The sequence below is a fragment of the Caballeronia zhejiangensis genome (assembly GCF_022879815.1).
Taxonomy (GTDB): Bacteria; Pseudomonadota; Gammaproteobacteria; order Burkholderiales; family Burkholderiaceae; genus Caballeronia; species Caballeronia zhejiangensis.
Genome location: NZ_CP084283.1, coordinates 1,409,995 through 1,433,418 on the forward strand (window position 1 = coordinate 1,409,995; position 23,424 = coordinate 1,433,418).

Below are 23,424 nucleotides of genomic sequence, written 5' to 3' on the forward strand. Positions count from 1 at the left end.
GTTACTGACGCGATCTTTGACTAACGACTTTTCCCTTCCGATAAAGGCTTGCAATAGCTCTGACCGGCCTTATTTACGACTGAACTGATTCCACTAATGGGGAAATGAAATGTCAGGAACCCAACTCCTCCCGCAGGAACGCATTACGCTGCCGCTGCTCCCGCTGCGCGACGTAGTCGTTTTCCCGCATATGGTGATTCCGCTCTTCGTCGGGCGGCCCAAGTCGATCAAGGCACTCGAAGCCGCGATGGAAGGCGGCAAGCACATCATGCTCGTCGCCCAGAAAACGGCGGCGAAGGACGAGCCGACCGAAAAGGACATGTATGAAGTAGGGTGTGTCGCCAACATCCTGCAAATGCTGAAACTGCCCGACGGCACGGTGAAAGTGCTCGTCGAAGGCCTGCAGCGCGCGAAAACGCTGTCGATCGAAGAGCAGGAAACGCAATTTTCCTGCGATGTGATGCCGCTCGAGCCGGATCACGCCGATAGCGCCGAAACCGAAGCGCTGCGCCGCGCGATCGTGTCGCAGTTCGATCAGTACGTGAAGCTCAACAAGAAGATTCCGCCGGAGATCCTGACGTCGCTGTCGGGCATCGACGAGGCGGGTCGTCTTGCCGACACTATCGCCGCGCATCTGCCGCTCAAGCTGGATCAAAAGCAGCACATCCTCGAGATGTTCCCTGTGATCGAGCGTCTGGAGCATCTGCTCGCCCAGCTCGAAGCCGAAATCGACATTCTTCAGGTCGAGAAGCGCATCCGTGGCCGCGTAAAGCGTCAGATGGAAAAGAGCCAGCGCGAGTACTACCTGAACGAGCAGGTCAAGGCGATCCAGAAGGAACTGGGCGAAGGTGAAGAGGGCGCGGATCTCGAAGAACTCGAGAAGCGCATCGCCGCCGCGCGCATGCCGAAGGAAGCCAAGAAGAAGGCCGACGCCGAGCTGAAAAAGCTCAAGCTGATGTCGCCGATGTCCGCGGAAGCGACTGTCGTGCGCAACTACATCGACACGCTGATCGGCTTGCCATGGCGCAAGAAGAGCAAGGTCAACAACGACCTTTCGAATGCCGAGCGCGTGCTCGACGAAGACCATTTCGGTCTCGAAAAGGTCAAGGAACGCATTCTCGAGTACCTCGCGGTGCAACAACGCGTCGAGAAGGTGAAGGCACCGATTCTGTGCCTGGTCGGGCCTCCGGGCGTCGGCAAGACCTCGCTCGGGCAGTCCATCGCTCGCGCGACGAACCGCAAGTTCGTGCGTATGGCGCTCGGCGGCGTGCATGACGAATCCGAAATTCGCGGCCACCGTCGCACGTATATCGGTTCGATGCCCGGCAAGATTTTGCAGAGCCTCACGAAGGTCGGCGTGCGCAATCCGCTTTTCCTGCTCGACGAAGTCGACAAGATGGGCATGGATTTCCGCGGCGATCCGGCATCCGCGCTGCTCGAAGTGCTCGATCCGGAACAGAACCATACGTTCGCGGACCACTACATCGAAGTGGACTTCGACCTGTCCGACGTGATGTTCGTGGCGACGTCGAACTCGCTGAACATTCCGCCGCCGCTGCTCGACCGGATGGAAGTCATCCGCCTGTCGGGTTACACGGAAGACGAGAAGGTCAGCATCGCGACGCGTTACCTGTTGCCGAAGCAGAAGCGCAACAACGGCCTGAAGGACGGCGAGATCGACGTCACGGAACAAGCGATCCGCGACATCATTCGCTACTACACGCGTGAAGCGGGCGTGCGTTCGCTCGAGCGTGAAGTGTCGAAGATCTGCCGCAAGGTCGTGAAGATGCTGCTGCTCAAGAAGGCGGAAGGCGCCGTGAAGGTCGACGGCTCCAACCTCGACACCTTCCTCGGCGTGCGCAAGTACGACTTCGGTCTGGCCGCGAAGGAAAACCAGATCGGTCAGGTGACGGGTCTCGCGTGGACGGAAGTGGGCGGCGATCTGCTGACGATCGAAGCAGCGGTGATGCCCGGCAAGGGCGGCGTGATCCGCACGGGTTCGCTCGGCGACGTGATGAAGGAATCCGTCGAAGCGGCGCGCTCGGTCGTGCGTTCACGTTCGCGCCGGCTTGGCATCACGGACGAGTCGTTCGAGAAGAAGGACATCCACATCCACGTGCCGGAAGGCGCGACGCCGAAGGACGGTCCGTCCGCCGGTATCGCTATGACCACGGCGCTGGTGTCGGTGCTGACCGGCATTCCGGTTCGCGCGGATGTCGCGATGACGGGCGAAATCACGCTGCGCGGCGAAGTGCTGCCGATCGGCGGATTGAAGGAGAAGCTGCTGGCAGCGCATCGCGGCGGCATCAAGCTCGTGCTGATTCCTGAAGAAAACACGAAGGATCTGGCCGACATCCCCGACAACGTGAAGAACGCCATCGAGATCGTGCCGGTTCGCTGGATCGATCGGGTGCTGGAACTGGCGCTCGAACGTGCGCCGGAGTCGTTGCCCGAAGACGAAGCGAAGGCAACGCCCGTCGCAGCCGAACAGCAGAAGGACACGCCAGCAACGGGCGAAGTCGTGAAGCACTGAACGCTTGTCGCGGCACGGTTTTAACGCCGCGTTGCGTGAGCGAGGCTAAAAACCCGCGGGCAACCACCCGCGGGTTTTCTTTTTGCGCGCGGCTTTTCGAAGAGAACTTCTAAAACGCCCGAAGGCCGCGCCGAATAAGGCTCAACCCCGGTTGACACGTGTCTTTCGGCTAAGTTAAATGGGCGCCGCATCCAATCTTATCGAGATGCCATCCGCTTCGATGCCGGACCACATCGATTAAAACGTGCCAATACTGATTCGGGGATCACAATGAACAAGACGGAATTGATCGACCATATCGCGCAGCAAGCCGATATCTCCAAGGCCGCCGCCGGCCGCGCGCTCGATGCGGTCATCGGCGGCGTGAGCGCGACGCTGAAGAAGGGCGGCACCGTGACGCTCGTCGGCTTCGGCACGTTTGCCGTCGGCAAGCGCACCGCGCGCACGGGGCGCAATCCGCGCACGGGCGATGAGATCAAGATCAAGGCCGCGAAAGTGCCGAAATTTCGCCCTGGCAAAGCGCTGAAGGATGCGCTAAACTAGCGGACTCGCTGGATACGGACCTTCGTAAAACGAAGTCTGAATCCAGCAGCAGCGCAAACCGAGTGAATTGCGGACCGGGTGCTTAGCTCAGTTGGTAGAGCGGCGCCCTTACAAGGCGTAGGTCGGGAGTTCGAGCCTCTCAGCACCCACCAGGTCACAGTTCATTGCGCGCTACCCGGAGCGGTAGTTCAGTCGGTTAGAATACCGGCCTGTCACGCCGGGGGTCGCGGGTTCGAGTCCCGTCCGCTCCGCCAGATTCGACAAAAAATCCCGTAAGCTTCACGGCTTGCGGGATTTTTGTTTTGGCGCGTGCTCGTTAAGAATGCTAATCATTGCTTCGCATCATTGAATGCTTGCTGGACGCAAACTTTCAACTGAAACATCGCCCGTTACGAAAAGGGGACGCGACAATTTCACATCGGGCGGTGCAAATCCCGCCCGCCTTTCGCCTTTTCCTCGTCCACTGTTGTAATATCGAGCGTTTTGTTATAACCACGCAGCGCTACGCATGCTCGACTTCTTCCGTAATCACCAGCGCCTGATGATGGCTCTGCTGATCCTGATCATCGTGCCCGGTCTGGGCATGGTCGGGATTCAGGGCTTCAGCAACTATTTCGACGAAAGTTCCTACGTCGCCAGCGTGAATGGCCACAAGATCACGCGCGCCGAATTCGACAGCGCTTTCCGCCAGCAGGTGGACCGCGCCCGCTCGATGCTCGGTTCCCAATTCGACGCCAAGATGTTCGACACGCCCGAAGCGCGCGCCGCGATGGTCGATAGTCTCGTGCAGCAACGCGCGATGGCCGACGAAACGCAGCGTCTGCATCTGACCGCCTCCGACGACGCCGTGCGCCGGGCGCTGCTCAACGATCCGGTGATCTCGTCGCTCAAGAAGCCCGACGGCAGCATCGACCTCGATCGCTACAAGCAACTGCTCGCGATGCAGGGCATGACGCCCGCGCAGTACGACGAGCGCATGCGCTACTCGATCGCGACCGGACAGATTCCGGGCAGCATTCAAGGCACGGCGTTCACGTCGAAGTCGCTCGCGCAAAGCCTGACCGAACTCGCGGAACAGAAGCGCTCGGTGCAGGGTCTGTCGCTGCGCGCGGCCGACTACACCGCGAAGGTCCAGCCGACCGACGCGCAACTCACCGCCTACTACGAAGCGCATCGCAACGATTTCGCGACGCCCGAAACCGCCACGATCCAGTATCTGCTGCTGTCGCCATCGACGATCGCGGCCGCATCGAAGCCGAGCGACGCCGATCTCAAGAAGTACTACGACGACAACATCCAGCGCTATCGCACCGAAGCGCAAGTGCGCGCGAGCCACATTCTCGTGAACGCACCGAAGGACGCGAGCGCGGCCGACAAGGCGAAGGCCAAGCAGAAGGCCGAAGACCTGCTCGCGCAAGTCAAGGCGCATCCGGATCAGTTCGCGCAAATCGCGCAGAAGAACTCCGACGATCCCGGCTCTGCAGGCAAGGGCGGCGATCTCGGCTACTTCGCGCGCGGTCAGATCGCGGGCGGCAAGGCTTTCGACGACGCCGCATTCGGCCTGAAGAAGGGCGAAGTCAGCAATATCGTCGAGTCGGATTTTGGCTATCACATCATTCAGGCGACCGACGTGAAGCCTTCCGTGACGAAGCCGTTCGACGAAGTGAAGGACTCGATCGCGAAGGATTACGCGGCTCAACAGGGCACGAAGGGTTTCGCCGACGACGCGCAAGGCTTCACCGATCTCGTCTACGAGAAGGCCAAGTCGCTGCAGCCGGCCGCGGACAAGTACAAGCTGACTGTGCAGAGCGCAACGGTCGGTCCGAAGCCGAATCCGCAATTGCCGCAAGACAATCCGCTCAACAATCCGAAGTTCCTCGCGGCCGTGTTCGCGCCGGATGCCGTGAAGGACCGCAACAACACGCAGGCAATCGACGTCGGCAACAACACGCTGATCGCCGCGCGCGTCACCGACTACAAGGCCTCGACCGTTCCCGCGTTCGACGTCGTGAAGGACGACGTGCGCAAGAAGGTCGTCGCGGAAATGGCTGCGGCGATGGCGAAGAAGGAAGGCGAGGCGAAGCTCGCGGATCTGCAGAAGTCGAAGTCGACCGACGGCTTCACGTCGCCTATCACCGTCTCGCGCAATGACGCGCAAGGCTTGCCGCCCGTCGCGTTGAGCGCGATCTTCAAGGCGGATGGATCGAAGCTGCCGTCGTATGTCGGCGTCGATCTCGGTGCGGAAGGCTACGCGATTTATCGTGTGAACGGCATCGAGAAGGCCGCGCCGGTCGCCGCCGATCGTCTCGCCGGCGCACAGCAGCAAGTCGCGCAGGTCTACGCGCAGGCCGACATGGAGGCGTACCTCAACTCGCTGAAGGCTCGCTCGAAGGTCAAGCTGAGCCAGGCGCCGGCACCGTCGTCGAACTGATCGGCGCTGACATCATCGAAAAGCCCCGCTTCCGAAAGAAAGCGGGGCTTTTTTGCTTTGCTACGCCGCTACGAGACGGCAAGCACGATGCTTACAGGCAAGCCTGAATATCGCCGGTTGCCTGACTGCCGGCAGCGCCCGAGGCGCGGAAACCGACCCACGTACCGGAGCCCGAGCGCGCTGGCTGCACCACCGCGGCGGCGCCATTCGGCGGCTGCTGGCCGGGCACATAGACGTCGACGCCCTGATTGTTGGCGAGCGTGTTCTGCGACACGACCTGCTGCTGTGACTTTTCGGCCCACTTTTGCGCGATGCACTGCGCGACGACATTGGGCGCCTGCTTGCTCATGCCGACTTGTTGCACGTTGGCGGGCGGCTGTGCGGCACAAGCCGAGAGCGCGACGGCCAGGCCGAGGAGAGGGATAAGTTTCACGTGACCTCCTTGTAGAGTCGCTCACGAGACGAGCGGGTTATAAGAGTTACGCGAAAGTCTCAGATATCTGAATCGTGGCCGTGTTCCGCGTTGGTTCTGCAAGAGCTGTCGCGGCCAGCGTCGTCCTAATGCGACGCACTGGCGCCCAGCAAGGGTTTCAAGGTTGGCCAGACGTTTTCCAACAGCAAAGGCTGGGCCTGCACCGTCGGATGAATCTGGTCCGCCTGGAACATGGCGGGCTTGTCAGCGATGCCGGCAAGCAGGAACGGCACGAGCGGCACGTTCTTCTCCTTCGCGATGCGCTCATAGACGGCGTGGAACTTTTGCGTATAGTCCGGGCCGTAATTGGGCGGGACGTACATGCCGATGAGTAAAACCTTCGCATGCGCCGCCTGCGAGGCATCGACGATGCTGCGCAGATTCGTCTCCGTCGTCGCGAGCGGCACGCCGCGCAGCGCATCGTTCGCGCCGAGTTCGACGATCACGACCGCGGGCTTCAGGCGAGAAAGCACCGCGGTCAATCGTGCGCGCCCGCCGCTCGTGGTGTCCCCGCTGATGCTCGAATTGGCGACGCTATAATCGAAACGCTCCTTCGCAAGCTTGTCGCGCAAGAGGTTGACCCAGCCGGTGTCGCGCGGCAGGCCGTATTCGGCCGACAGGCTGTCGCCCAGCACGACGATCGCGGGCTTCGGTTGCGCTGCGGCTTGCGCATCGGCGGCATGCGCTGTCGCCGAACATGCCGCCATCAACAGGATCGCCGGCACGAGGCCGCGCAAGTTAATTTTCAGAGTGTCCATGCAAAACAATATCGAGCCGGTCATCGAAGTTCGGGGGTTAAGCAAGCGAGTGAAGGACGCAACGGGCGAGCTCACGATTCTCGATCAGATCGATCTGTCGATCGCGAAGGGCAGCAGCGTCGCGATCGTCGGTGCATCGGGCTCGGGCAAGTCGACATTGCTCGGCCTGCTCGCCGGATTGGACAGCGCGAGCGAGGGCTCGGTTCGTCTGCTCGGCAAGGAGCTGTCGACCCTGAACGAAGACGAACGGGCCGCGCTCAGAAGCGGCGCGGTCGGCTTCGTGTTTCAGTCGTTCCAGTTGATGCCGCATCTGACCGCGCTCGAAAACGTGATGCTGCCGCTCGAACTGCGCGCCGAGATGCCGCACGGCGAGATCGCGGCGCGCGCCCGCTCGCTTCTCGATCAGGTCGGTCTCGCGCAGCGCACGGGCCACTATCCGAAGCTGCTTTCCGGCGGCGAACAGCAGCGCGTCGCGCTCGCGCGTGCCTTCGTCACGCATCCGGCCGTGCTCTTCGCCGACGAACCCACGGGCAGCCTCGATGCCGCCACGGGCTACGCGATCATCGACCTGATGTTCGAGATGAACCGCCGCAACGGCGCGACGCTCGTGCTCGTCACGCACGACGCCGAACTCGCCGAGCGCTGCGACGCGACGGTGACGATCGAAGCGGGGCGGCTCGTCAACGGCATCGGCGTATAAAAAAACCCGCGACGCCGAAGCGCCGCGGGCCACCTTCTTCAACGCGCGCTTCAGCGCTTCAAAGCCTCGCGCGCACGCGCGATCAACGCAGATGTCGACGAATCGTGCTTGGCCGGATCGGCGCTCGCGGCGGTGATATCGGCCTCGACGACCTTGCCGAGAATCTTGCCGAGCTCCACGCCCCACTGATCGAACGAGTTGATGTCCCACACCGTGCCCTGCACCAGCACCTTGTGCTCGTAGAGCGCGATGAGCGCGCCGAGCGACTGGGGCGTGAGCGCGTCGAGCATGATGGTCGTCGTCGGACGGTTGCCGGGGAAGCTCAGATGCGTCGCCAGTTCCTCCTTGCCCGGACCCGCGACCTTCTTCGCTTCTTCGAGCGTGCGGCCGAGCATGAGCGCCTCGCTCTGCGCGAAGCAGTTGGCGAGCAGCTTCGCGTGATGATCGACGAGCGGATGCTCCGGCGTCAGCACGGCGATGAAGTCGATCGGAATGATCGTCGGTCCTTGATGCAGCATCTGGAAGAACGCGTGCTGGCCGTTCGTGCCAGGCTCGCCCCAGATCACGGCGGCGGTCGGGTAATCGACCATCTTGCCGTCGAGACGCGCCGACTTGCCGTTGCTCTCCATTTCGAGCTGCTGGAGATACGAAGGCAGATAGTGCAGCGCCTGCGAATACGGCGCGACGAGATCGCTCTGCGAACCGAAGAAATTGCGATACCAGATGCCGATCATGCCCATCAGCACCGGCAGGTTCTTGTCGAGCGGCGCGGTGCGGAAGTGCTCGTCCATCGCGGCCGCGCCTTGCAGCAGCGCGTCGAAATTCTGCGGACCCACCGACAGCATGATCGACAGCCCCACCGCCGACCACAGCGAGTAGCGTCCGCCGACCCAGTCCCACATCTCGAAGACGTTTTCCTTCGCGATGCCGAACTTGACCACTTCAGCCGGATTCGCCGACACGCCGACGAAATGCTTCGCGAGCTGATCTTCGGGGCAGCCGGACTTCAGGAACCAGTCGCGCATCGAATGCGCGTTCGTCATCGTCTCGAGCGTCGTGAAGGTCTTTGAGACGACGATCGCGAGCGTTTCTTCGGCGTCGACTTGCTGAAGGACGTTCCAGAGATCCGCGCCGTCGACATTCGATACGAAATGCGTGTCCAGATCCTTCGACGCCAGATGATGCAGCGCGTGCACGACCATCTTCGGCCCGAGATCCGATCCGCCGATGCCGATATTCACAACATGGCGAATGCGCTTGCCGGTATAGCCCGTCCACGAGCCGTCGCGGACCTTGTCGGCGAAGGCGGCCATCTTGGCCTTTTCCTTCTGCACCTGCTCGTGGAAGGGCGCATCCGGCGACTGCGCGCGCAGCGCGGTATGCAGCACGGCGCGATGTTCGGTGATGTTGACGATATCGCCACGGAACATCGCGTCGCGGCGTTCGGTGACTTTCGCCTGCTGCGCGACTTCGACGAGCAGCTTGAGCGTTTCGTCCTTCACGCGGTTCTTCGAAAAGTCGATGGCGAGGCCGCCGCCCGCGAAAGTGAGGCGCTCGGCGCGCGTCGGCGCGGTGTCGTTCTGCGGCGCGAACCAGTCGCGCAGGCACTCGCCGGAGATGGCATCGTAATGCGTCTGGAGCGCCGACCAGGCAGGAAGCGAGTTGAGCATCGAGTTTTGGGTCATGAGCGGTCCGTTAGTCTGAAGGTGACAGAGGAATACGTTCGTGCGATTGCGGCTCGCCTGCCTGTGCGTCGTGTCTGGTGAACGCGACTGAAGCAGATGTGAGCGGCCGCGGTTGCCCGAATCAAAAAAGAGTATAGCGACGATGCATGAACGGATGCTTGCAAAGCGTCACGGCGGCCTTGCAATGGGACGCGCGAAAACCGTCAGTTGCGCGCGTGCTCCGCGTAAAAGCGGCGGTTGATGAGACTTCGCACGACGGGCGCGAGTTCTCCGGCAGTCAATCCGGCCGGGCCGATGCCGCCGTCGCTGAGCGTCTGCGCGGCGAGGCCGTGCAGCCAGACGCCCGCGAGCGCCGCTTCGTATGCAGGGAGCTTCTGCGCGAGCAATGCTCCGATCAATCCGCCGAGCACGTCGCCGGTGCCGCCCGTGGCGAGTCCCGCGTTGCCGGTCGGATTGACGGCGACGCGGCCATCGGGCGAGGCGATCACGGTGCCGGAGCCCTTGAGCACCGCAATGGCCGCATAGCGCGCGGCGAGCTGGCGCGCGGCCGCGATGCGATCGGCCTGAACGGCTTTCGCGTCGGTTTGCAATAGCCGCGCGGCTTCCAGCGGATGCGGCGTGAGGATGCACGGATCGCCCTGCGCGCCGCGCGCCGCGACGGCGGAGGCGAGCGCGTCGTCTTTCGCGATGAGATTGAGCGCGTCGGCATCGAGCAATTTCGGGACATCGAGCTTCAGCGCGTCGGTCAGCACCGTCTTGGCGCGCTCGCTCGGGCCCATGCCGCAGCCGATGGCGAGCGCGTCCATCCTGTCGAGCGCGAGGTCATCGACGTGATGCAGCATCAGCTCGGGATGCGGCGGATCGTAAGGCGGAAAGCCTTCGCCAAGAAACGCGACGTGCACCTTGCCCGCGCCGCCGTAGAGCGCCATGCGCGCGGCGAGAACCGGCGCGCCGCACATGCCGGTATCGCCGCCGACCACCGCGAGCGAGCCGAACGTGCCTTTGTGGGTCGCGTTGTCGCGTGGCGGCATGCATGCGCCGAATAGCGCGGGCGCGTTGAGCACGATCGACGGCGCCGCGCTCGCATCGACTTCCAGCGTCGAAACGAAAAGGCGTCCCGTCAGATCGCGGCCCAGCGACGTGAAATGCCCCGGCTTCGCGCCGATGAAGGTGATCGTGTCCGTTGCGCGCACGGCTTCGCCGCCGTTCACGGGCGCGCCGGTGTCGCTGTTCAGGCCGCTCGGGACGTCGAGCGCGAGCACGCGCCCCGACGCGCGCGCGCGGCGCGTCATGCGCGCGGCGATTTCCGCGAACACGCCTTCGAGCGGCCGCGTGAGACCGATGCCGAACATGCCGTCGACGAGCCAGCCGACGCCGTCGAACGAGGCGGGCGGCTTGTCGTCGATCGAGACGCCGGCCGCGCGCGCCGCGTCGAGCGCCCAGCGCGCGTCGTCGGGCTTCACTTCGACCGGCATGCACACGCGCACCGGAATGCCCGCGCGATGCAGGCGCTCGGCCATCACCAGCGCGTCGCCTCCGTTGTTGCCGGGGCCGGCCGCGAGCCACACCGGCAACGCACGCGAATCCGGATCGTGCTCCAGCGCATCGATGACGCATTGCGCGGCGGCCGCGCCCGCGCGCGCCATCAGCGTATGCGGCGGCAGCGCGGCGGCTGCGCGCGCTTCGAGCGTGCGCAGCTCGGCGAGCGTCAGAAGCGTGAGCGGATCGTCTTTGGGAGTGAAATAGGGCGAGCGGGCAGCGGTCATGGCGGCGGGCGGGAAAGCGCTTTGGAAACCCGGCGTCCGCAGCATTCGTGCCCGTCGCAGCGCGCTGCTAGAAGCGTTCGGGGCTCAGCGCGGCAAGGGTATCGGCGGGAACATCGGGCGTAACGCCGGAAACGAGATCCGCGATCACTTTAGCAGACCCGCACGCGAGGCCCCAGCCCGCCGGGCCGTGCGCGGCGTTCACGAAAAGCCGCGGATGGCGCGTCGCGCCGACGAGCGGCAGGCCGTCGGCGGTGACGAGGCGCAGCCCTTCCCACGCGCGCGCAGCGGAGACGCGCGCCGCGCCCGGAATCCAGTCGTGCGTGCCTTGGCCGAGCAGATCGAGCGCGCGGCGCGAGAGCGAGGCGTCGAGCGGCTTGTCGGCCTTGGACGCGCTCTGGAACACGCCCGCGCCGCCCACGCGCAGCCGCTGGTTGATGCGCGTCATCGTGATGCGCTTGATCGAATCGACGACCGTCAGATGCGGCGCGCGCTCCTCGTACGCGACGGGCGCGGTGAGCGTATGCACGCGCAGCGGAAAGAGCGACGACGCCGACTTGGAGCCGCCGATGAGCCCCGGCGTGCCCGTGCCCGCCGCGACGACGATGGCGTCCGCCGTGATGAGCTCGACATCGGCGCTGCGCTTTTTGCCTTCGTGGGGACCGGCGAGCTGGACGGCCGCGCGGCCATCGTCCAGACGCAGCGACGCCACCGCGCGATGCATGCGGAACTGCACGCCGCCGTCTTCGAGCACCTGCTTCAGTTGCTTGGTGAAGAGCGGACAGTTCGCGGTGCGCTCGTCGGGCAGCAGCACGCCGCCCGCGAATTCCGGGAAATCCGGCACGGAAGGCTCGATGGCGACGCATTCCTCGGGCGTCAGCAGTTGATGCGCAACGCCGCAACTTCTGAGCAGATCGATGGCCGGCTGCGCGTCTTCGAGCTCGCGCGGCTGCCTGAAGACGTGCAGCACGCCGCGGCGCTGCTCGAAATCGAGTTCCAGCCGGCTTTCGATGTCCGCGAGCACGCGCCGCGACACATCGACGAGCGGCTGCAGATGCGCGTACTGCGCCGCGAACGCCTCGGGATCGCGCAGCGTCGCGAGCTGCTTCAGAAAATCGCGCGCGGCCGAGTCGAAGCCGGTCTTGACCACCATGCCGCTTTGCTTCGAGCGGCTCGACGCCATGAACGTCGGCCCGAACCAGACATCGAGCGGCGAGGGCAGCAGCGCGCCGCCCTGGCCGTAGGTGGCGCCTTGCGCGACGGTCGCGTGGCGCTCGACCACGCACACGCGATGACCGGCCGCATGTAATTGATAGGCGGTGGCGATGCCGGCGATTCCTCCGCCGATGACGATGACATCCATGACTTTTTGTGCCCGAAGGCGCGAGATTGCAGTGCGGCGTGACGCTCGGGCACGGACGCCCGGCTGCTGCGTTGACGGTGAAACGACAGGCTGGCGGCGTGATTCGGCACGCGCCGTACCCGAAGAAAGCGCGCCATGATAGCGCCAAAATCGTTTGCGGGGGACGGCGAGCCGGGCGCTCATGTGGCCCGCGGCACGCTCGATCCCCGATGGCCGGCCCGGCGCGGACAATTTCGGGATGCGCGACGATCCGTTTCGCGTCGCCGCTGCACCGTGGCGCGCCACGCGGACGGACCGCCCCGGCCGATTTCGAGACGCTTCCGGGTTATAATCGCGGTCTTCCTTTCGCCTCACGCCGTTTAGCGTGCTCGAGTCCGAATTTGCGAATATCCGGTTTGCAAAAAGCGATCGAGCGTCGCGCGAGCGGCACACAGACGTCATCGACGCACCGTCACAATGGCCCACTTCTCGTGTTTCCCCGGCGCTTCGGCCCTCTCCGATTTCCGTCAGACCCGCCTGCTCGAAACGCTCGCCCGCATCGACGCGAACATCGTCGGCGTGCGCGGCCAGTTCCTGCATTTCGTCAACGCGTCCGAGCCGCTCACCGACGATGACAACAGCCGCATCGCCGCGCTGATGCACTACGGCGCGCCGTTCGCGGACTCGAAAGAGCGCGGTCATGTCGAGACGTTCATGGTCGTGCCGCGCTTCGGCACGGTCTCGCCGTGGGCGAGCAAGGCGACCGACATCGCGCATCACTGCGGCCTCGAGAAAGTGCGTCGCATCGAGCGCGGCGTCGAATTCTCGGTCGTCATGAAAAGCGGCTTCCTCGGCGGCAAGAAGGCGCTGTCGGACGAAGCGCGCGCGGCCGTCGCGGATGCGCTGCACGACCGCATGACGGAAAGCGTCGCGGCATCGCGCGACCAGGCGCTGCATCTCTTCGACGAACTGCCCGCGAAGCCTTTGCAGACCGTCGACATCATCGGCACGGGCCGCCGTGCGCTCGAGGCCGCGAACGCCGAGCTCGGCCTCGCGCTCGCGGAAGACGAGATCGACTATCTCGTGAACGCGTTCGAGAGCCTGAAGCGCAATCCGACCGACGTCGAACTGATGATGTTCGCGCAGGCCAACAGCGAGCATTGCCGCCACAAGATCTTCAATGGCGAATGGACCATCGACGGCGAAAAGCAGGACATGTCGCTGTTCCAGATGATCCGCAACACGGAAAAGCTGAATCACGCGGGCACGATCGTCGCGTATTCGGACAATTCGGCGATCATGGAGGGCGGCGTCGCGGAACGCTGGTTCCCGCGCGGCGCCGACGAGCAGTATCGGCGCAACGTGGAATTGACCCACACGCTGATGAAGGTCGAAACGCACAATCACCCGACCGCGATTTCCCCGTTCGCGGGCGCGGCGACGGGCTCGGGCGGCGAAATCCGCGATGAAGGCGCGACGGGCCGCGGCGCGCGTCCGAAGGCCGGTCTCGCGGGCTTCACCGTGTCGAACCTCGATCTGCCCGACGCGCGCGAAAAGTGGGAAAACGACCGCGACGCCGCCGTGCCGCTCACGCAACGCAATCCGTCCGACGAGCACGCGCCGTATGGCCGCCCGGACCGCATCGCGTCGCCGCTGCAGATCATGATCGACGGCCCGATCGGCGCTGCCGCGTTCAACAACGAATTCGGCCGCCCGAACCTCGGCGGCTATTTCCGCACCTACGAGCAGAACGTCGCGGGCCGCGTGCGCGGCTATCACAAGCCGATCATGATCGCGGGCGGCATCGGCAATATTTCGGATCAGCACACGCACAAGCTCGACCTGCCGGCCGGCACGCTCTTGATCCAGATCGGCGGGCCGGGCATGCGTATCGGCATGGGCGGTGGCGCGGCATCGTCGATGGCGACGGGCGCGAACACCGCCGAACTCGATTTCGACTCGGTCCAGCGCGGCAATCCGGAAATCCAGCGGCGCGCGCAGGAAGTCATCAATACGTGCTGGCAGTTGGGCGAGGGCAATCCGATCCTGTCTATCCACGACGTCGGCGCGGGCGGCATCTCGAACGCGTTCCCGGAGCTCGTCGATGGCGCGGGCAAGGGCGCGCGCTTCGAGTTGCGCAAGGTTCAGCTCGAGGAAAGCGGTCTGTCGCCGCGCGAAATCTGGTCGAACGAGGCGCAAGAGCGTTACGTGCTGGCGATTTCGCCCGCCGATCTGCCCGCGTTCCAGGCGATTTGCGAGCGCGAACGCTGCCCGGTGGCGGTCGTCGGCGTGGCGACGGACGAACGTCAGCTGAAGCTGATCGACGACGCCAACGAAGGCCAGGAACCCGTCGACATGCCGATGGACGTGCTGCTCGGCAAGCCGCCCAAGATGCATCGCGATGTGAAGCGTGAGAATGCGCAATTCACGCCCGTCGACGTGACGGGTCTGTCGCTGTCCGAAGTCGCTGTCGACGTGCTCAAGCATCCGACGGTCGCGAGCAAGTCGTTCCTCATCACGATCGGCGACCGTTCGGTCGGCGGCACGACCGCGCGCGACCAGTTCGTCGGTCCGTGGCAGGTGCCCGTCGCCGATTGCGCGATCACGACGATGGATTACGCGGGCTTTCGCGGCGAAGCGATGACGATGGCCGAGCGCACGCCGCTCGCCGTCATCGACGCGCCCGCGTCCGGCCGCATGGCAGTGGGCGAGGCGGTGACGAACATCGCGTCCGCGCCGATCGAATCGCTCAACAAGCTGAAGCTCTCCGCGAACTGGATGGCCGCGTGCGGCAGCGCCGGCGAAGACGCCGCGCTCTACGACACCGTTAAGGCGATCGGCATGGAACTGTGCCCGGCGCTCGGCATCAGCATTCCCGTCGGCAAGGATTCGCTGTCCATGCGCACCAAGTGGCAGGACGCACGCGGCGGCGCGCGCGAAGTGGTGTCGCCGGTGTCGCTCATCATCTCGGCGTTCGCGCCGGTCGAGGACGTGCGCCGGCATCTCACGCCGCAACTCGTCGACGATACCGACACGGTGCTGATCTCGATCGATCTCGGGCGTGGCCGCAACCGCATGGGCGGCAGCATTCTCGCGCAGGTCACGCAGCAGGTCGGCGACGCAGTGCCCGATGTCGACGATCCCGAAGACCTCAAGCGCTTCTTCGCGGCGATCCAGGCTTTGAATGCCGATGGCAAGCTGCTTGCCTATCACGACCGCTCGGACGGCGGCCTGTGGGCGACGGTCTGCGAAATGGCGTTCGCGGGGCATGTGGGCGTGTCGCTGAACATCGACATGCTGACGCTCGACGCCGATCACGAATCCGATTACGGCGACGCGAAAGACTGGGCCAAGCAGACGAGCGGCCGCCGCGACGACCGCACGATCCGCGCGCTGTTCTCGGAAGAGCTCGGCGCAGTCGTGCAGGTGCGCGCATCGGATCGCGACGCGGTGCTCGGCGCGCTGCGCGAACACGGTTTGTCGGCGTGCTCGCATGTGATCGGCAAGCCGAACCGGAGCGGCGCGGTCGAAATCTATCGCGACGCGAAGAAGATTTTCGATGCGCCGCGCGTCGAGTTGCATCGCGCGTGGAGCGAGGTGAGCTGGCGCATCGCGCGTCTGCGCGACAACCCGGCCTGCGCCGACGCCGAATACGACGCGCTGCTCGACGCCGCCGATCCTGGCATCGCGCCGGTGCTGACCTTCGATCCGGCGGAAGACGTCGCTGCGCCGTTCATCGCGACGGGCAAGCGTCCGCGTGTCGCGATCCTGCGTGAACAGGGCGTGAACTCGCATCTGGAAACGGCATACGCGTTCGATCGCGCCGGCTTCGATGCACACGACGTCCACATGAGCGACCTGCTCGAAGGGCGCGCCACGCTCGCCGATTTCGCGGGCGCGGTCGCGTGCGGCGGCTTCTCGTACGGCGACGTGCTCGGCGCGGGCGAGGGCTGGGCGAAGACGATCCGCTTCAACGCGAAGCTCGCCGACATGTTCGCGGCGTTTTTCGCGCGTCCGGATACCTTCGCGCTCGGCATCTGCAACGGCTGCCAGATGATGTCGAGCCTCGCGTCGATCATCCCGGGCGCGGAAAGCTGGCCGAAGTTCACGCGCAACAAGTCGGAGCAGTTCGAGGCGCGTTTCTCGCTCGTCGAAGTGCAGAATTCGCCGTCGATCTTCTTCGCGGGAATGGAAGGCTCGCGCATTCCGGTGGCGGTCGCGCACGGCGAAGGTTTCGCTGACTTTTCGCAGCAAGGCGATCCGGCGCAGGCGCTCGTCGCGATGCGATACGTCGATCATCGCGGCAATGCGACGGAGCAGTATCCGTTCAATCCGAACGGATCGCCGCAGGGCATTACGTCCGTGACGACGCCCGATGGCCGCTTCACCGTGCTGATGCCGCACATGGAACGCGTGCATCGCAACGTGCAGATGAGCTGGACGCCCGACGACTGGACCACCGACGGCAGCCCGTGGCTGCGCGTGTTCCAGAACGCGCGACGCTTCCTCGGCTAATCGCGCATCGTCGCATGGCTGGACCGAACACCCCGAAGCTGACGCTTCGGGGTGTTTTTATTTTTGAGCCCGTTCCATAACACTGCCTTCCGGCAAATATCCCAAAATAATCAACGCGTAAGTTGCGGGTATAGTGCTTCGGCGCGTCGCGAGGCGCGTTCGACCACGGAGGAGAAATGAGGCAGTTGCCATCAAAATATTTAGGTATACGGAATTTATTGGCGATGACGGTCATCGCGTCGTCGTGTCTCGTCGCGGCGTGCGGCGACAGCTCGGATTCGGGTTCGGCCAATCTCTCGCCGACGGCGCGCGCGGCGGCGCTCGGCGAGAACCTGATGGTGCGCGTGGACATCGACGGCAACGATGCCGCGAAGTCCGGCACGAACTGCGCCGATCTCGGCGCCGACTGGGCCAGTTGCGCGCGCGGCAAGCTGATTCTCGAAAACACCGGCAGCCGCAGTCTCCCGGCAGGCGGCTGGACGCTGTACGTGCACAGCATCCGGCGCATTTTGATGGTGGAACATCCGGCGTTCGCGTGGAAGCACGTCACCGGCGATCTCTACGCGCTGACGCCGCGCGCGGGCGCTTTCACGCTCGGCGCGGGCGAGCGCATCGAAGTGCCGTTCGTCGGGGAGTACTGGTATCAGCGCTACAGCGATCTGTTGCCGCGCGCGTATGTCGTGGCGGACGGCAATGCGGCGCCTGCCATCCTCAAGCACAACGATACCGACGATGAAACCCGCTACGTCGATCGCATTCCGCCGATCGCGGACGACGCAGCGGCATTCGCCGCAACGCCCGCGCAAGTGCAACGCGCACGCGCCGAAGCCGCGTTGCCATCGGCGCAGCAGACCGCCGCGCGCGCGGTGCCGGCGGTGCTGCGTTCGACGGCGGGTGAGGGCGCGACGCAGGTCGGCGGAATCGATTTGTCGGCGTCCGGTTTGACATCGTCGCAAGTGGCGGCGCTCACGTCGCGCGCGGCGACGCTCGGTCTGACCGGCGCGGCCGTGCGCGTGAGCGGGCAGATCGCCGGAGGCGCATTGCCGGCCGATATCGCGCGCGCGGGCGGTTATCGGCTGACGATCGCGCAAGACGGCGTGAAGATCGACGCCTTCGATGCGGGCGGGCTGTTCTACGGCGTGCAGACCTTGCTCTCGCTTACGCCCGCGGGCGGCGGCAGCGTGCCGGCGATGACCATCGAAGACGCGCCGCGATACACGCATCGCGGCATGCACGTCGACGTCGCGCGCAACTTCCGTCAGCCCGCCACGTTGCGCCGTCTGATCGACCAGATGAGCGCATACAAGCTCAACCGGCTACACCTGCATCTCACCGACGATGAAGGCTGGCGCATCGAAATCCCCGGTCTGCCGGAGCTGACCGAAATCGGCGCGAAGCGTTGCCACGATCTCACGGAAACGCAGTGCCTGTTGCCGCAGCTCGGCTCCGGTCCCGACAATCGCTCGGGCGGCGGCTATCTGAGCCGCGCCGAATATGTCGCGCTGCTTCGTTATGCGGCGGATCGCTTCGTCGAGATCATTCCGGAAATCGACATGCCAGGCCACGCGCGCGCCGCGGTCGTGTCGATGGAAGCGCGTTACCAGCGTCTTGCGGCGCTCGGCAACAAGGCGGCCGCGAACGCGTACCGTCTGCTCGATCCGGCCGATACATCGAACACGACGACCGTCCAGTTCTACGACCGCCGCAGCTTCCTGAATCCGTGCTCGGACGGTGCGCAGCGTTTCGCATCGAAGGTGATCGGCGAAGTCGCGTCGATGCATCGCGAAGCGGGCGCACCGCTTTCCGTGTGGCACTTCGGCGGCGACGAGGCTAAGAACATCCTTCTCGGCGGCGGTTTCCAGCCGCTCGACGGCACCGATCCCGGCAAGGGCCGCGTGAACCTCGCGTTGCAGGACAAGCCGTGGGGACGCTCGCCGCAGTGCGCGGCGATGATCGCGTCGGGCAAGGTTGCATCCGTCGACGAACTGCCGTCGATCTTCGCGCGCCAGGTCAGCGAGATCGTGCGCGCGAACGGCATCGGCACGATGGCCGCGTGGCAGGACGGCATCAAGCACGCGAACGGTCCGCAGGATTTCGCGACGTCGAACGTGATGGTGACGATGTGGGACACGATCTTCTGGGGCGCGTCCGACACCGTGCAGACGCTCGGCAGTCAGGGCTACAAGACGGTGCTCGCGCTGCCGGATTATCTGTACTTCGACTTCCCCTATGCCTTCGATCAGCGCGAGCGCGGGTATTACTGGGGCTCGCACGCGACGGACAGCTTCAAGACGTTCTCGCTCGCGCCTGACAATCTGCCGCAGAACGCGGAGATCATGCCCGATCGCGACGGCAAACCGTTCGAAGTGACGAGCGCTGGACCGGCGCCGCGTATCGAAGGCATTCAGGGACAAGCCTGGGCGGAAGTGATGCGTACGGATCAGCAGTTCGAGTACATGGCGTATCCGCGCTTGCTTGCGCTTGCGGAACGCGCGTGGCATCGGGCCGCGTGGGAACGTCCTTACGTGCAGGGCGAGCGCTACAAGCTCGGCGACACCGACAAGGTCGACAAGGCCGCGCTCGCAGCGGACTGGGCGGGCTTCATGAGCGTGGTGCAGAACCGCGAAATGGCGAAGCTGACGCGCTCGGGCGCGGTGGTCAGGACGAAGCTGGGCGGTTGACGGCGCATGAAACGGCAAAGCCGCCCGAAGGGCGGCTTTGTTACCAACGAACAAGCAAGCGCGCTTACTTCACCACCGCCTTGTTCCGCAAGCCTTCCTCGAACGCTTGCAGCTTTTCCTGCTGCATTTGCTGCGCGATCTGCGCCTTCACCTGATCGAACGGCGGCGGGGCGACATCACGCGCATCGTCCAGACGGATGATGTGCCAGCCGAACTGCGTCTTCACCGGCTCGGACGTCATTTCGCCCTTCTTCAGCTTCTCCGCGGCCGCGCCGAATTCAGGCACGTAAGCCGAAGGCGAGGACCAGTCCAGATCGCCGCCGTTCTTGCCCGATCCCGGGTCCTTCGAATATTGCTTCGCGAGATCTTCGAAGCTCGCACCGGCCTTGATCTTCGCGATCAGATCCTTCGCCTGCGCTTCGTCCTCGACGAGAATGTGATGCAGATGCAGTTCCTTGCCGCCGCCGTTTTGCTTGACGAGCTCGTCATAGCGCGCCTTGATCTCGGCGTCGGTCGGCGTGTTCTTCTTCACGAAATCTTCGATCAGCGCGCGCAACACCACGGTCTGCTGTGCGACGGCGACCTGCGCCTTCACGTCGGGACGCGTCGCGATGCCTTCGCGCGCGGCTTCCTGCATCAGGATTTCGCGGTTGATGAGTTCCTCGCGCACCGCCTGCTGAAGCTGCGGCGAATCCTGCTGACCTTGCGCCACGAGTTGCTTCACGAGCGCATTGGCGCGCGACGTGGGAATCGGCGTGCCGTTGACGACGGCGATGTTTTGCGCAAACGCAGGAGCAGCCGCGAATGCAGCCAGCAACACCCAGACGCGGGTTTTTTTCAAAGTCATCGGAGGTTCCTAACTGAACAAACAGACGCCTTCAAAGGCGAGATTTAAGAGGCAAGGCTTAGGGTCGAACCGCGCGCGGGTTTATTCGAATTGTTCTGCGAACTCTTGCGGCGTGTAGGCCCGGATCGCGAGCGCGTGCACGCCGCGCCGCATCTCCTCGGCCAGCGCATCATACACCAGTCGATGTCGCGCCACGCGTGCCTTGCCCGCGAAGCATTCCGCGACGATCGTCACCGTGTAATGGCTGCCGGCGGCCGCGCCCGCATGGCCCGCGTGCGCGGCGCTGTCGTCGTCGATATGCACCGACTGAGGCCGCAGCGTGGCATTCAGACGCGCTTCGAGATGCGCGATCTTGTCCGCCGCCGATGCACTCGTGAAATCGAACGATGCGCTCATTGCCCGTCCTCCTTCATGTATTTCGCAAGCCAGAAACTTTGCGCGACGATGAACAGGACGAGACAGCCCGTCGCGCCGAAGAGCTTGAAGTTCACCCACTGATCCGTCGTGAAGTTATACGCGACGAAAAGATTGACGATGCCGAGCAGCGCGAAAAACACCGCCCACGCGAAATTCAACTGGCCCCATACGCGATGCGGCAACACGATCTGCTTGCCCATCATCGCTTCGATGAGATTCTTTCTGAAGCCGATCTGCGCGACGATCAGCGCGAACGCGAAGAGCCAGTAGAGCGCCGTCGGCTTCCATTTGATGAAGGTATCGTTGTGCAGCACGAGCGTCGCGCCGCCGAACACGACGACCACGCCGAGACTGACCCACAGCATCGGATCGACCTTGCGATGCCGAAACGCGACCCAGGCGATCTGCACGAGCGTCGCCGCGATCGCGACCGCCGTCGCGGTATAGATGCCCCAGACCTTGAATGCGACGAAAAAGAGAATGATCGGAAACAGATCGAACAGAAATTTCATTGGCGTGCGGACGTGATGGGCATCGGATGGATGCGAGGCGCGCGAGAAAAAAGCGCCCGCGAGAAGCGGCGGGCGCCGGTACGACGAAATGGACGGGCTCGCGCTTACTTGGGTTCGAATTGTAGCGCAGCCGAGTTGATGCAATACCGCAGGCCGGTCGGCGCGGGGCCGTCCTCGAAGACGTGGCCGAGATGCGCGCCGCAGTTCTTGCACACGACTTCGATGCGAAGCATGCCATGCGAGCGGTCGGTCTTCTCCTGGATCACTTCGCCGTTGATCGGCTTGAAGTAGCTCGGCCACCCGCAGCCGGCGTCGAACTTCGTGTCCGATTCGAACAGCGGCGTGCCGCAGCACACGCAGTCATAGACGCCGCGCTCCTTGTGATCCCAGTATTTGCCCGTGAAGGGGCGCTCGGTCGCGGCGTGGCGCGTGACCTGGTACTGCATGTCGTCGAGTTCGCGGCGATACTCGGCGTCGTCCTTTTGCAGCGGATAGCTCGTCGGGGTGGCGTCGTGGCTCATCTGTCGTTCCTTTGATCTGGCCGGGAAGGCCTGGTATATGAGGGCGATCCTACGAAGAACAACTGACTTCGAGATCGCTCGCCCAGTCGGGCGGCAGGCCCGCGTAGGCTTCGTATTCGGGCTGTTCGTCGTATGGATGGCGCAGCACGTCCAGAAGACGCGCCACTTCCGAAAAATCCTTTTCCGCCGCGCGCCGAATGGCGTTTTCCGCCAGATGATTGCGCAGCACGTACTTCGGATTCACGCGATTCATCGCCGCGGCGCGCTCGGCGTCGTCGCGCGGCTCGTGGGCGAGGCGCTCGCGATACTGCGCGGCCCACGCATCGAATGCGGCGCGATCGAGGAACAGATCGCGCACGGGCGCGTCGCGGCTCGCGTCGGATTTCGAGAGCTTCGACAGGTTCCGGAACGTCAGCGTGAAGTCCGCGCGATTCGCATGCATGATTTCGAAGAGACCGTTGGCGAGCTTGTCGTCGCCTTCGCGCTCGATATCGAGGCCGAGCTTCGCGCGCATCTTCGCGACGAGCGCCGGCCCGAAGCGATCCTTGTAGCGCTCCATCACCTTTTGCGCCTCTTCCACCACGCGCTCGGCGCGGCCCTCCTCGGGCAGATTCGCGCCGAAGAGCGGCACGAGCGCCTGCGCGAGACAGAAGAGATTCCAGTACGCGACCTGCGGCTGGCGCCCATACGAATAGCGTCCTTGCGTATCCGAATGATTGCAGACGTGATGCGCGTTGAAGGCATCCATGAAGCCGAACGGACCGTAATCGATCGTGAGGCCGAGGATCGACATGTTGTCGGTATTCATCACGCCGTGGCAGAAGCCGACGCCTTGCCACTCCGCCATCAGATCGGCGGTGGAGCGCACGGCTTCGTCGAGCAGCGCGAGATACGGATCGTCGGCATCCCTGCAATGCGGATAGAACCGGTCGATGACGTGATCGGCGAGCGTCTTCAGCTCGTCGATGCGATCGTTCGAATAGAAATGCTCGAAGTGGCCGAAGCGCACGAAGCTCGGCGACACGCGCGTGACGATCGCCGCCGTTTCGACGATCTCGCGCCGCACCGGCAAGTCCGAGCCGATGACGGTGAGCGCGCGCGTCGTCGGGATGCCGAGATGATGCATCGCTTCCGAGCACAGAAACTCGCGGATCGACGACCGCAGCACCGCGCGGCCATCGCCCATGCGCGAATAGGGCGTGCGGCCCGCGCCCTTCAGTTGCACTTCGAGACGCGCGCCGTCGTGCTCCGCTTCGCCTAGCGTGAGCGCGCGGCCATCGCCCAGTTGTCCCGCCCACACGCCGAACTGATGCCCCGAATAGACGGCGGCATAGGGCAGGGCATCGGCTGGCCAGTCGCGCGTCGGATTGCCGGCGAAGAAGGCGGCGAACGCGTCTTTCTCAGGGCCGGTGGCGACTTGCGGATCGAATCCGAGCGTTTCGGCCATCTCGCGCGACATCCCGACGAGATACGGATCGGGAACGGGCACGGCAGGAAGACGGGTGAGAAAAGCGGTGCCGAGCGCGGCGAAGGAGCCCGGCTCGCCGACCCGGATCGCGCTGGCGATTTCGTTCACGGAACGCGCGTCGGCGGGCGTCTCGTCGCGCGCCGCGCGCACGGCATTGCTTGGGGAAAACGACATGTTGAGCGCCTCTGAGTTAAACGATATTGTAATTCCGCGCCCGCGGGCCTGCAGAGCGCGGC

At 64.3% G+C, this 23,424-nt stretch carries 16 protein-coding genes and 2 tRNA genes; 8 read left to right on the forward strand and 10 right to left on the reverse strand.

Features of this window, described 5'->3' with window-relative positions; translation table 11 throughout:
• The first annotated feature begins 109 nt into the window (after positions 1 to 109).
• The 5 genes from lon (at position 110) to LDZ23_RS06825 (ending at position 5,507) form a co-directional block, all read left to right on the forward strand.
• Entirely contained in the window at positions 110 to 2,533 is a 2,424-nt protein-coding gene (lon, locus tag LDZ23_RS06805; RefSeq protein ID WP_008349749.1) for an endopeptidase La, read from the forward strand.
• Between the two features lie 210 nt (positions 2,534 to 2,743).
• Positions 2,744 to 3,076 (forward strand): HU family DNA-binding protein, encoded by a 333-nt coding sequence (locus LDZ23_RS06810; RefSeq protein ID WP_279613068.1) that lies wholly within the window; start codon positions 2,744 to 2,746, stop codon positions 3,074 to 3,076.
• A 76-nt stretch (positions 3,077 to 3,152) separates the two neighbouring features.
• Positions 3,153 to 3,228 (forward strand) — tRNA-Val (locus LDZ23_RS06815).
• Positions 3,229 to 3,253: 25 nt separating this feature from the next.
• A tRNA-Asp gene (locus LDZ23_RS06820) sits at positions 3,254 to 3,330 on the forward strand.
• Positions 3,331 to 3,584: 254 nt separating this feature from the next.
• Positions 3,585 to 5,507 carry a SurA N-terminal domain-containing protein gene (locus LDZ23_RS06825; RefSeq protein ID WP_244808071.1) on the forward strand — a complete coding sequence of 641 codons (1,923 nt, stop codon included), beginning with the start codon at positions 3,585 to 3,587 and terminating at the stop codon, positions 5,505 to 5,507.
• A 91-nt stretch (positions 5,508 to 5,598) separates the two neighbouring features.
• Here the strand turns inward: LDZ23_RS06825 and LDZ23_RS06830 are convergent, their stop codons facing one another.
• Both LDZ23_RS06830 and LDZ23_RS06835 read right to left on the reverse strand, forming a co-directional pair.
• Positions 5,599 to 5,940: a hypothetical protein gene (locus LDZ23_RS06830; RefSeq protein WP_008349728.1), complete on the reverse strand. Its 342-nt coding sequence runs from the start codon at positions 5,938 to 5,940 to the stop codon at positions 5,599 to 5,601.
• A 125-nt stretch (positions 5,941 to 6,065) separates the two neighbouring features.
• Positions 6,066 to 6,737: an arylesterase gene (locus LDZ23_RS06835; protein ID WP_280519316.1), complete on the reverse strand. Its 672-nt coding sequence runs from the start codon at positions 6,735 to 6,737 to the stop codon at positions 6,066 to 6,068.
• Between LDZ23_RS06835 and LDZ23_RS06840 the strand changes: the two genes are divergently transcribed.
• Positions 6,736 to 7,437, forward strand: coding sequence for an ABC transporter ATP-binding protein (locus LDZ23_RS06840; protein WP_244808072.1), 702 nt, complete (start codon positions 6,736 to 6,738; stop codon positions 7,435 to 7,437). The genes LDZ23_RS06835 and LDZ23_RS06840 overlap by 2 nt on opposite strands.
• 50 nt (positions 7,438 to 7,487) lie before the next feature.
• On the opposite strand, the gene pgi is transcribed toward LDZ23_RS06840, so the two are convergent.
• From pgi to LDZ23_RS06855, 3 genes are all read right to left on the reverse strand, one after another.
• The gene (pgi, locus tag LDZ23_RS06845; protein ID WP_244808073.1) at positions 7,488 to 9,122 is read right to left on the reverse strand and encodes a glucose-6-phosphate isomerase; all 1,635 of its coding nucleotides are present in this window, start codon (positions 9,120 to 9,122) and stop codon (positions 7,488 to 7,490) included.
• A 203-nt stretch (positions 9,123 to 9,325) separates the two neighbouring features.
• Positions 9,326 to 10,888, reverse strand: coding sequence for an NAD(P)H-hydrate dehydratase (locus LDZ23_RS06850; RefSeq protein WP_033535928.1), 1,563 nt, complete (start codon positions 10,886 to 10,888; stop codon positions 9,326 to 9,328).
• Positions 10,889 to 10,955: 67 nt separating this feature from the next.
• The gene (locus tag LDZ23_RS06855; RefSeq protein ID WP_244808074.1) at positions 10,956 to 12,248 is read right to left on the reverse strand and encodes an FAD-dependent oxidoreductase; all 1,293 of its coding nucleotides are present in this window, start codon (positions 12,246 to 12,248) and stop codon (positions 10,956 to 10,958) included.
• Positions 12,249 to 12,704: 456 nt separating this feature from the next.
• Here LDZ23_RS06855 and purL point away from each other — a divergent pair, with 456 nt between their 5' ends.
• Both purL and LDZ23_RS06865 read left to right on the forward strand, forming a co-directional pair.
• The gene (gene purL, locus LDZ23_RS06860; protein WP_008349718.1) at positions 12,705 to 16,742 is read left to right on the forward strand and encodes a phosphoribosylformylglycinamidine synthase; all 4,038 of its coding nucleotides are present in this window, start codon (positions 12,705 to 12,707) and stop codon (positions 16,740 to 16,742) included.
• Positions 16,743 to 16,966: 224 nt separating this feature from the next.
• A complete protein-coding gene (locus LDZ23_RS06865) occupies positions 16,967 to 19,423 on the forward strand; it encodes a family 20 glycosylhydrolase (protein WP_244808075.1) in 2,457 nt (818 codons plus the stop codon).
• A gap of 64 nt (positions 19,424 to 19,487) precedes the next feature.
• On the opposite strand, the gene LDZ23_RS06870 is transcribed toward LDZ23_RS06865, so the two are convergent.
• From LDZ23_RS06870 to LDZ23_RS06890, 5 genes are all read right to left on the reverse strand, one after another.
• Complete coding sequence (locus LDZ23_RS06870; protein WP_008349712.1) at positions 19,488 to 20,270, reverse strand: peptidylprolyl isomerase; 783 nt, start codon at positions 20,268 to 20,270, stop codon at positions 19,488 to 19,490.
• Between the two features lie 81 nt (positions 20,271 to 20,351).
• Positions 20,352 to 20,666 (reverse strand): BolA family protein, encoded by a 315-nt coding sequence (locus LDZ23_RS06875; protein ID WP_244808076.1) that lies wholly within the window; start codon positions 20,664 to 20,666, stop codon positions 20,352 to 20,354.
• Positions 20,663 to 21,199: a septation protein A gene (locus LDZ23_RS06880; protein WP_244808077.1), complete on the reverse strand. Its 537-nt coding sequence runs from the start codon at positions 21,197 to 21,199 to the stop codon at positions 20,663 to 20,665. Before LDZ23_RS06880 ends, LDZ23_RS06875 begins: the two co-directional genes overlap by 4 nt.
• Positions 21,200 to 21,303: 104 nt before the next feature.
• A complete protein-coding gene (gene msrB, locus LDZ23_RS06885) occupies positions 21,304 to 21,720 on the reverse strand; it encodes a peptide-methionine (R)-S-oxide reductase MsrB (RefSeq protein ID WP_008349708.1) in 417 nt (138 codons plus the stop codon).
• A gap of 49 nt (positions 21,721 to 21,769) precedes the next feature.
• Positions 21,770 to 23,362, reverse strand: a complete 1,593-nt coding sequence (locus LDZ23_RS06890) for a protein adenylyltransferase SelO (protein ID WP_244808078.1) — start codon at positions 23,360 to 23,362, stop codon at positions 21,770 to 21,772.
• Between the last annotated feature and the right edge of the window lie 62 nt (positions 23,363 to 23,424).

Excerpts from the sequence above, each read along its gene's own strand:
- lon (WP_008349749.1), top strand. The coding sequence starts at position 110 with ATGTCAGGAACCCAACTCCTCCCGCAGGAACGCATTACGCTGCCGCTG.
- LDZ23_RS06825 (WP_244808071.1), top strand. The coding sequence starts at position 3,585 with ATGCTCGACTTCTTCCGTAATCACCAGCGCCTGATGATGGCTCTGCTG.
- LDZ23_RS06840 (WP_244808072.1), top strand. The coding sequence starts at position 6,736 with ATGCAAAACAATATCGAGCCGGTCATCGAAGTTCGGGGGTTAAGCAAG.
- LDZ23_RS06835 (WP_280519316.1), bottom strand. The coding sequence starts at position 6,737 with ATGGACACTCTGAAAATTAACTTGCGCGGCCTCGTGCCGGCGATCCTG.
- pgi (WP_244808073.1), bottom strand. The coding sequence starts at position 9,122 with ATGACCCAAAACTCGATGCTCAACTCGCTTCCTGCCTGGTCGGCGCTC.
- LDZ23_RS06850 (WP_033535928.1), bottom strand. The coding sequence starts at position 10,888 with ATGACCGCTGCCCGCTCGCCCTATTTCACTCCCAAAGACGATCCGCTC.
- LDZ23_RS06855 (WP_244808074.1), bottom strand. The coding sequence starts at position 12,248 with ATGGATGTCATCGTCATCGGCGGAGGAATCGCCGGCATCGCCACCGCC.
- purL (WP_008349718.1), top strand. The coding sequence starts at position 12,705 with ATGGCCCACTTCTCGTGTTTCCCCGGCGCTTCGGCCCTCTCCGATTTC.
- LDZ23_RS06865 (WP_244808075.1), top strand. The coding sequence starts at position 16,967 with ATGACGGTCATCGCGTCGTCGTGTCTCGTCGCGGCGTGCGGCGACAGC.
- LDZ23_RS06870 (WP_008349712.1), bottom strand. The coding sequence starts at position 20,270 with ATGACTTTGAAAAAAACCCGCGTCTGGGTGTTGCTGGCTGCATTCGCG.
- LDZ23_RS06875 (WP_244808076.1), bottom strand. The coding sequence starts at position 20,666 with ATGAGCGCATCGTTCGATTTCACGAGTGCATCGGCGGCGGACAAGATC.
- LDZ23_RS06880 (WP_244808077.1), bottom strand. The coding sequence starts at position 21,199 with ATGAAATTTCTGTTCGATCTGTTTCCGATCATTCTCTTTTTCGTCGCA.
- msrB (WP_008349708.1), bottom strand. The coding sequence starts at position 21,720 with ATGAGCCACGACGCCACCCCGACGAGCTATCCGCTGCAAAAGGACGAC.
- LDZ23_RS06890 (WP_244808078.1), bottom strand. The coding sequence starts at position 23,362 with ATGTCGTTTTCCCCAAGCAATGCCGTGCGCGCGGCGCGCGACGAGACG.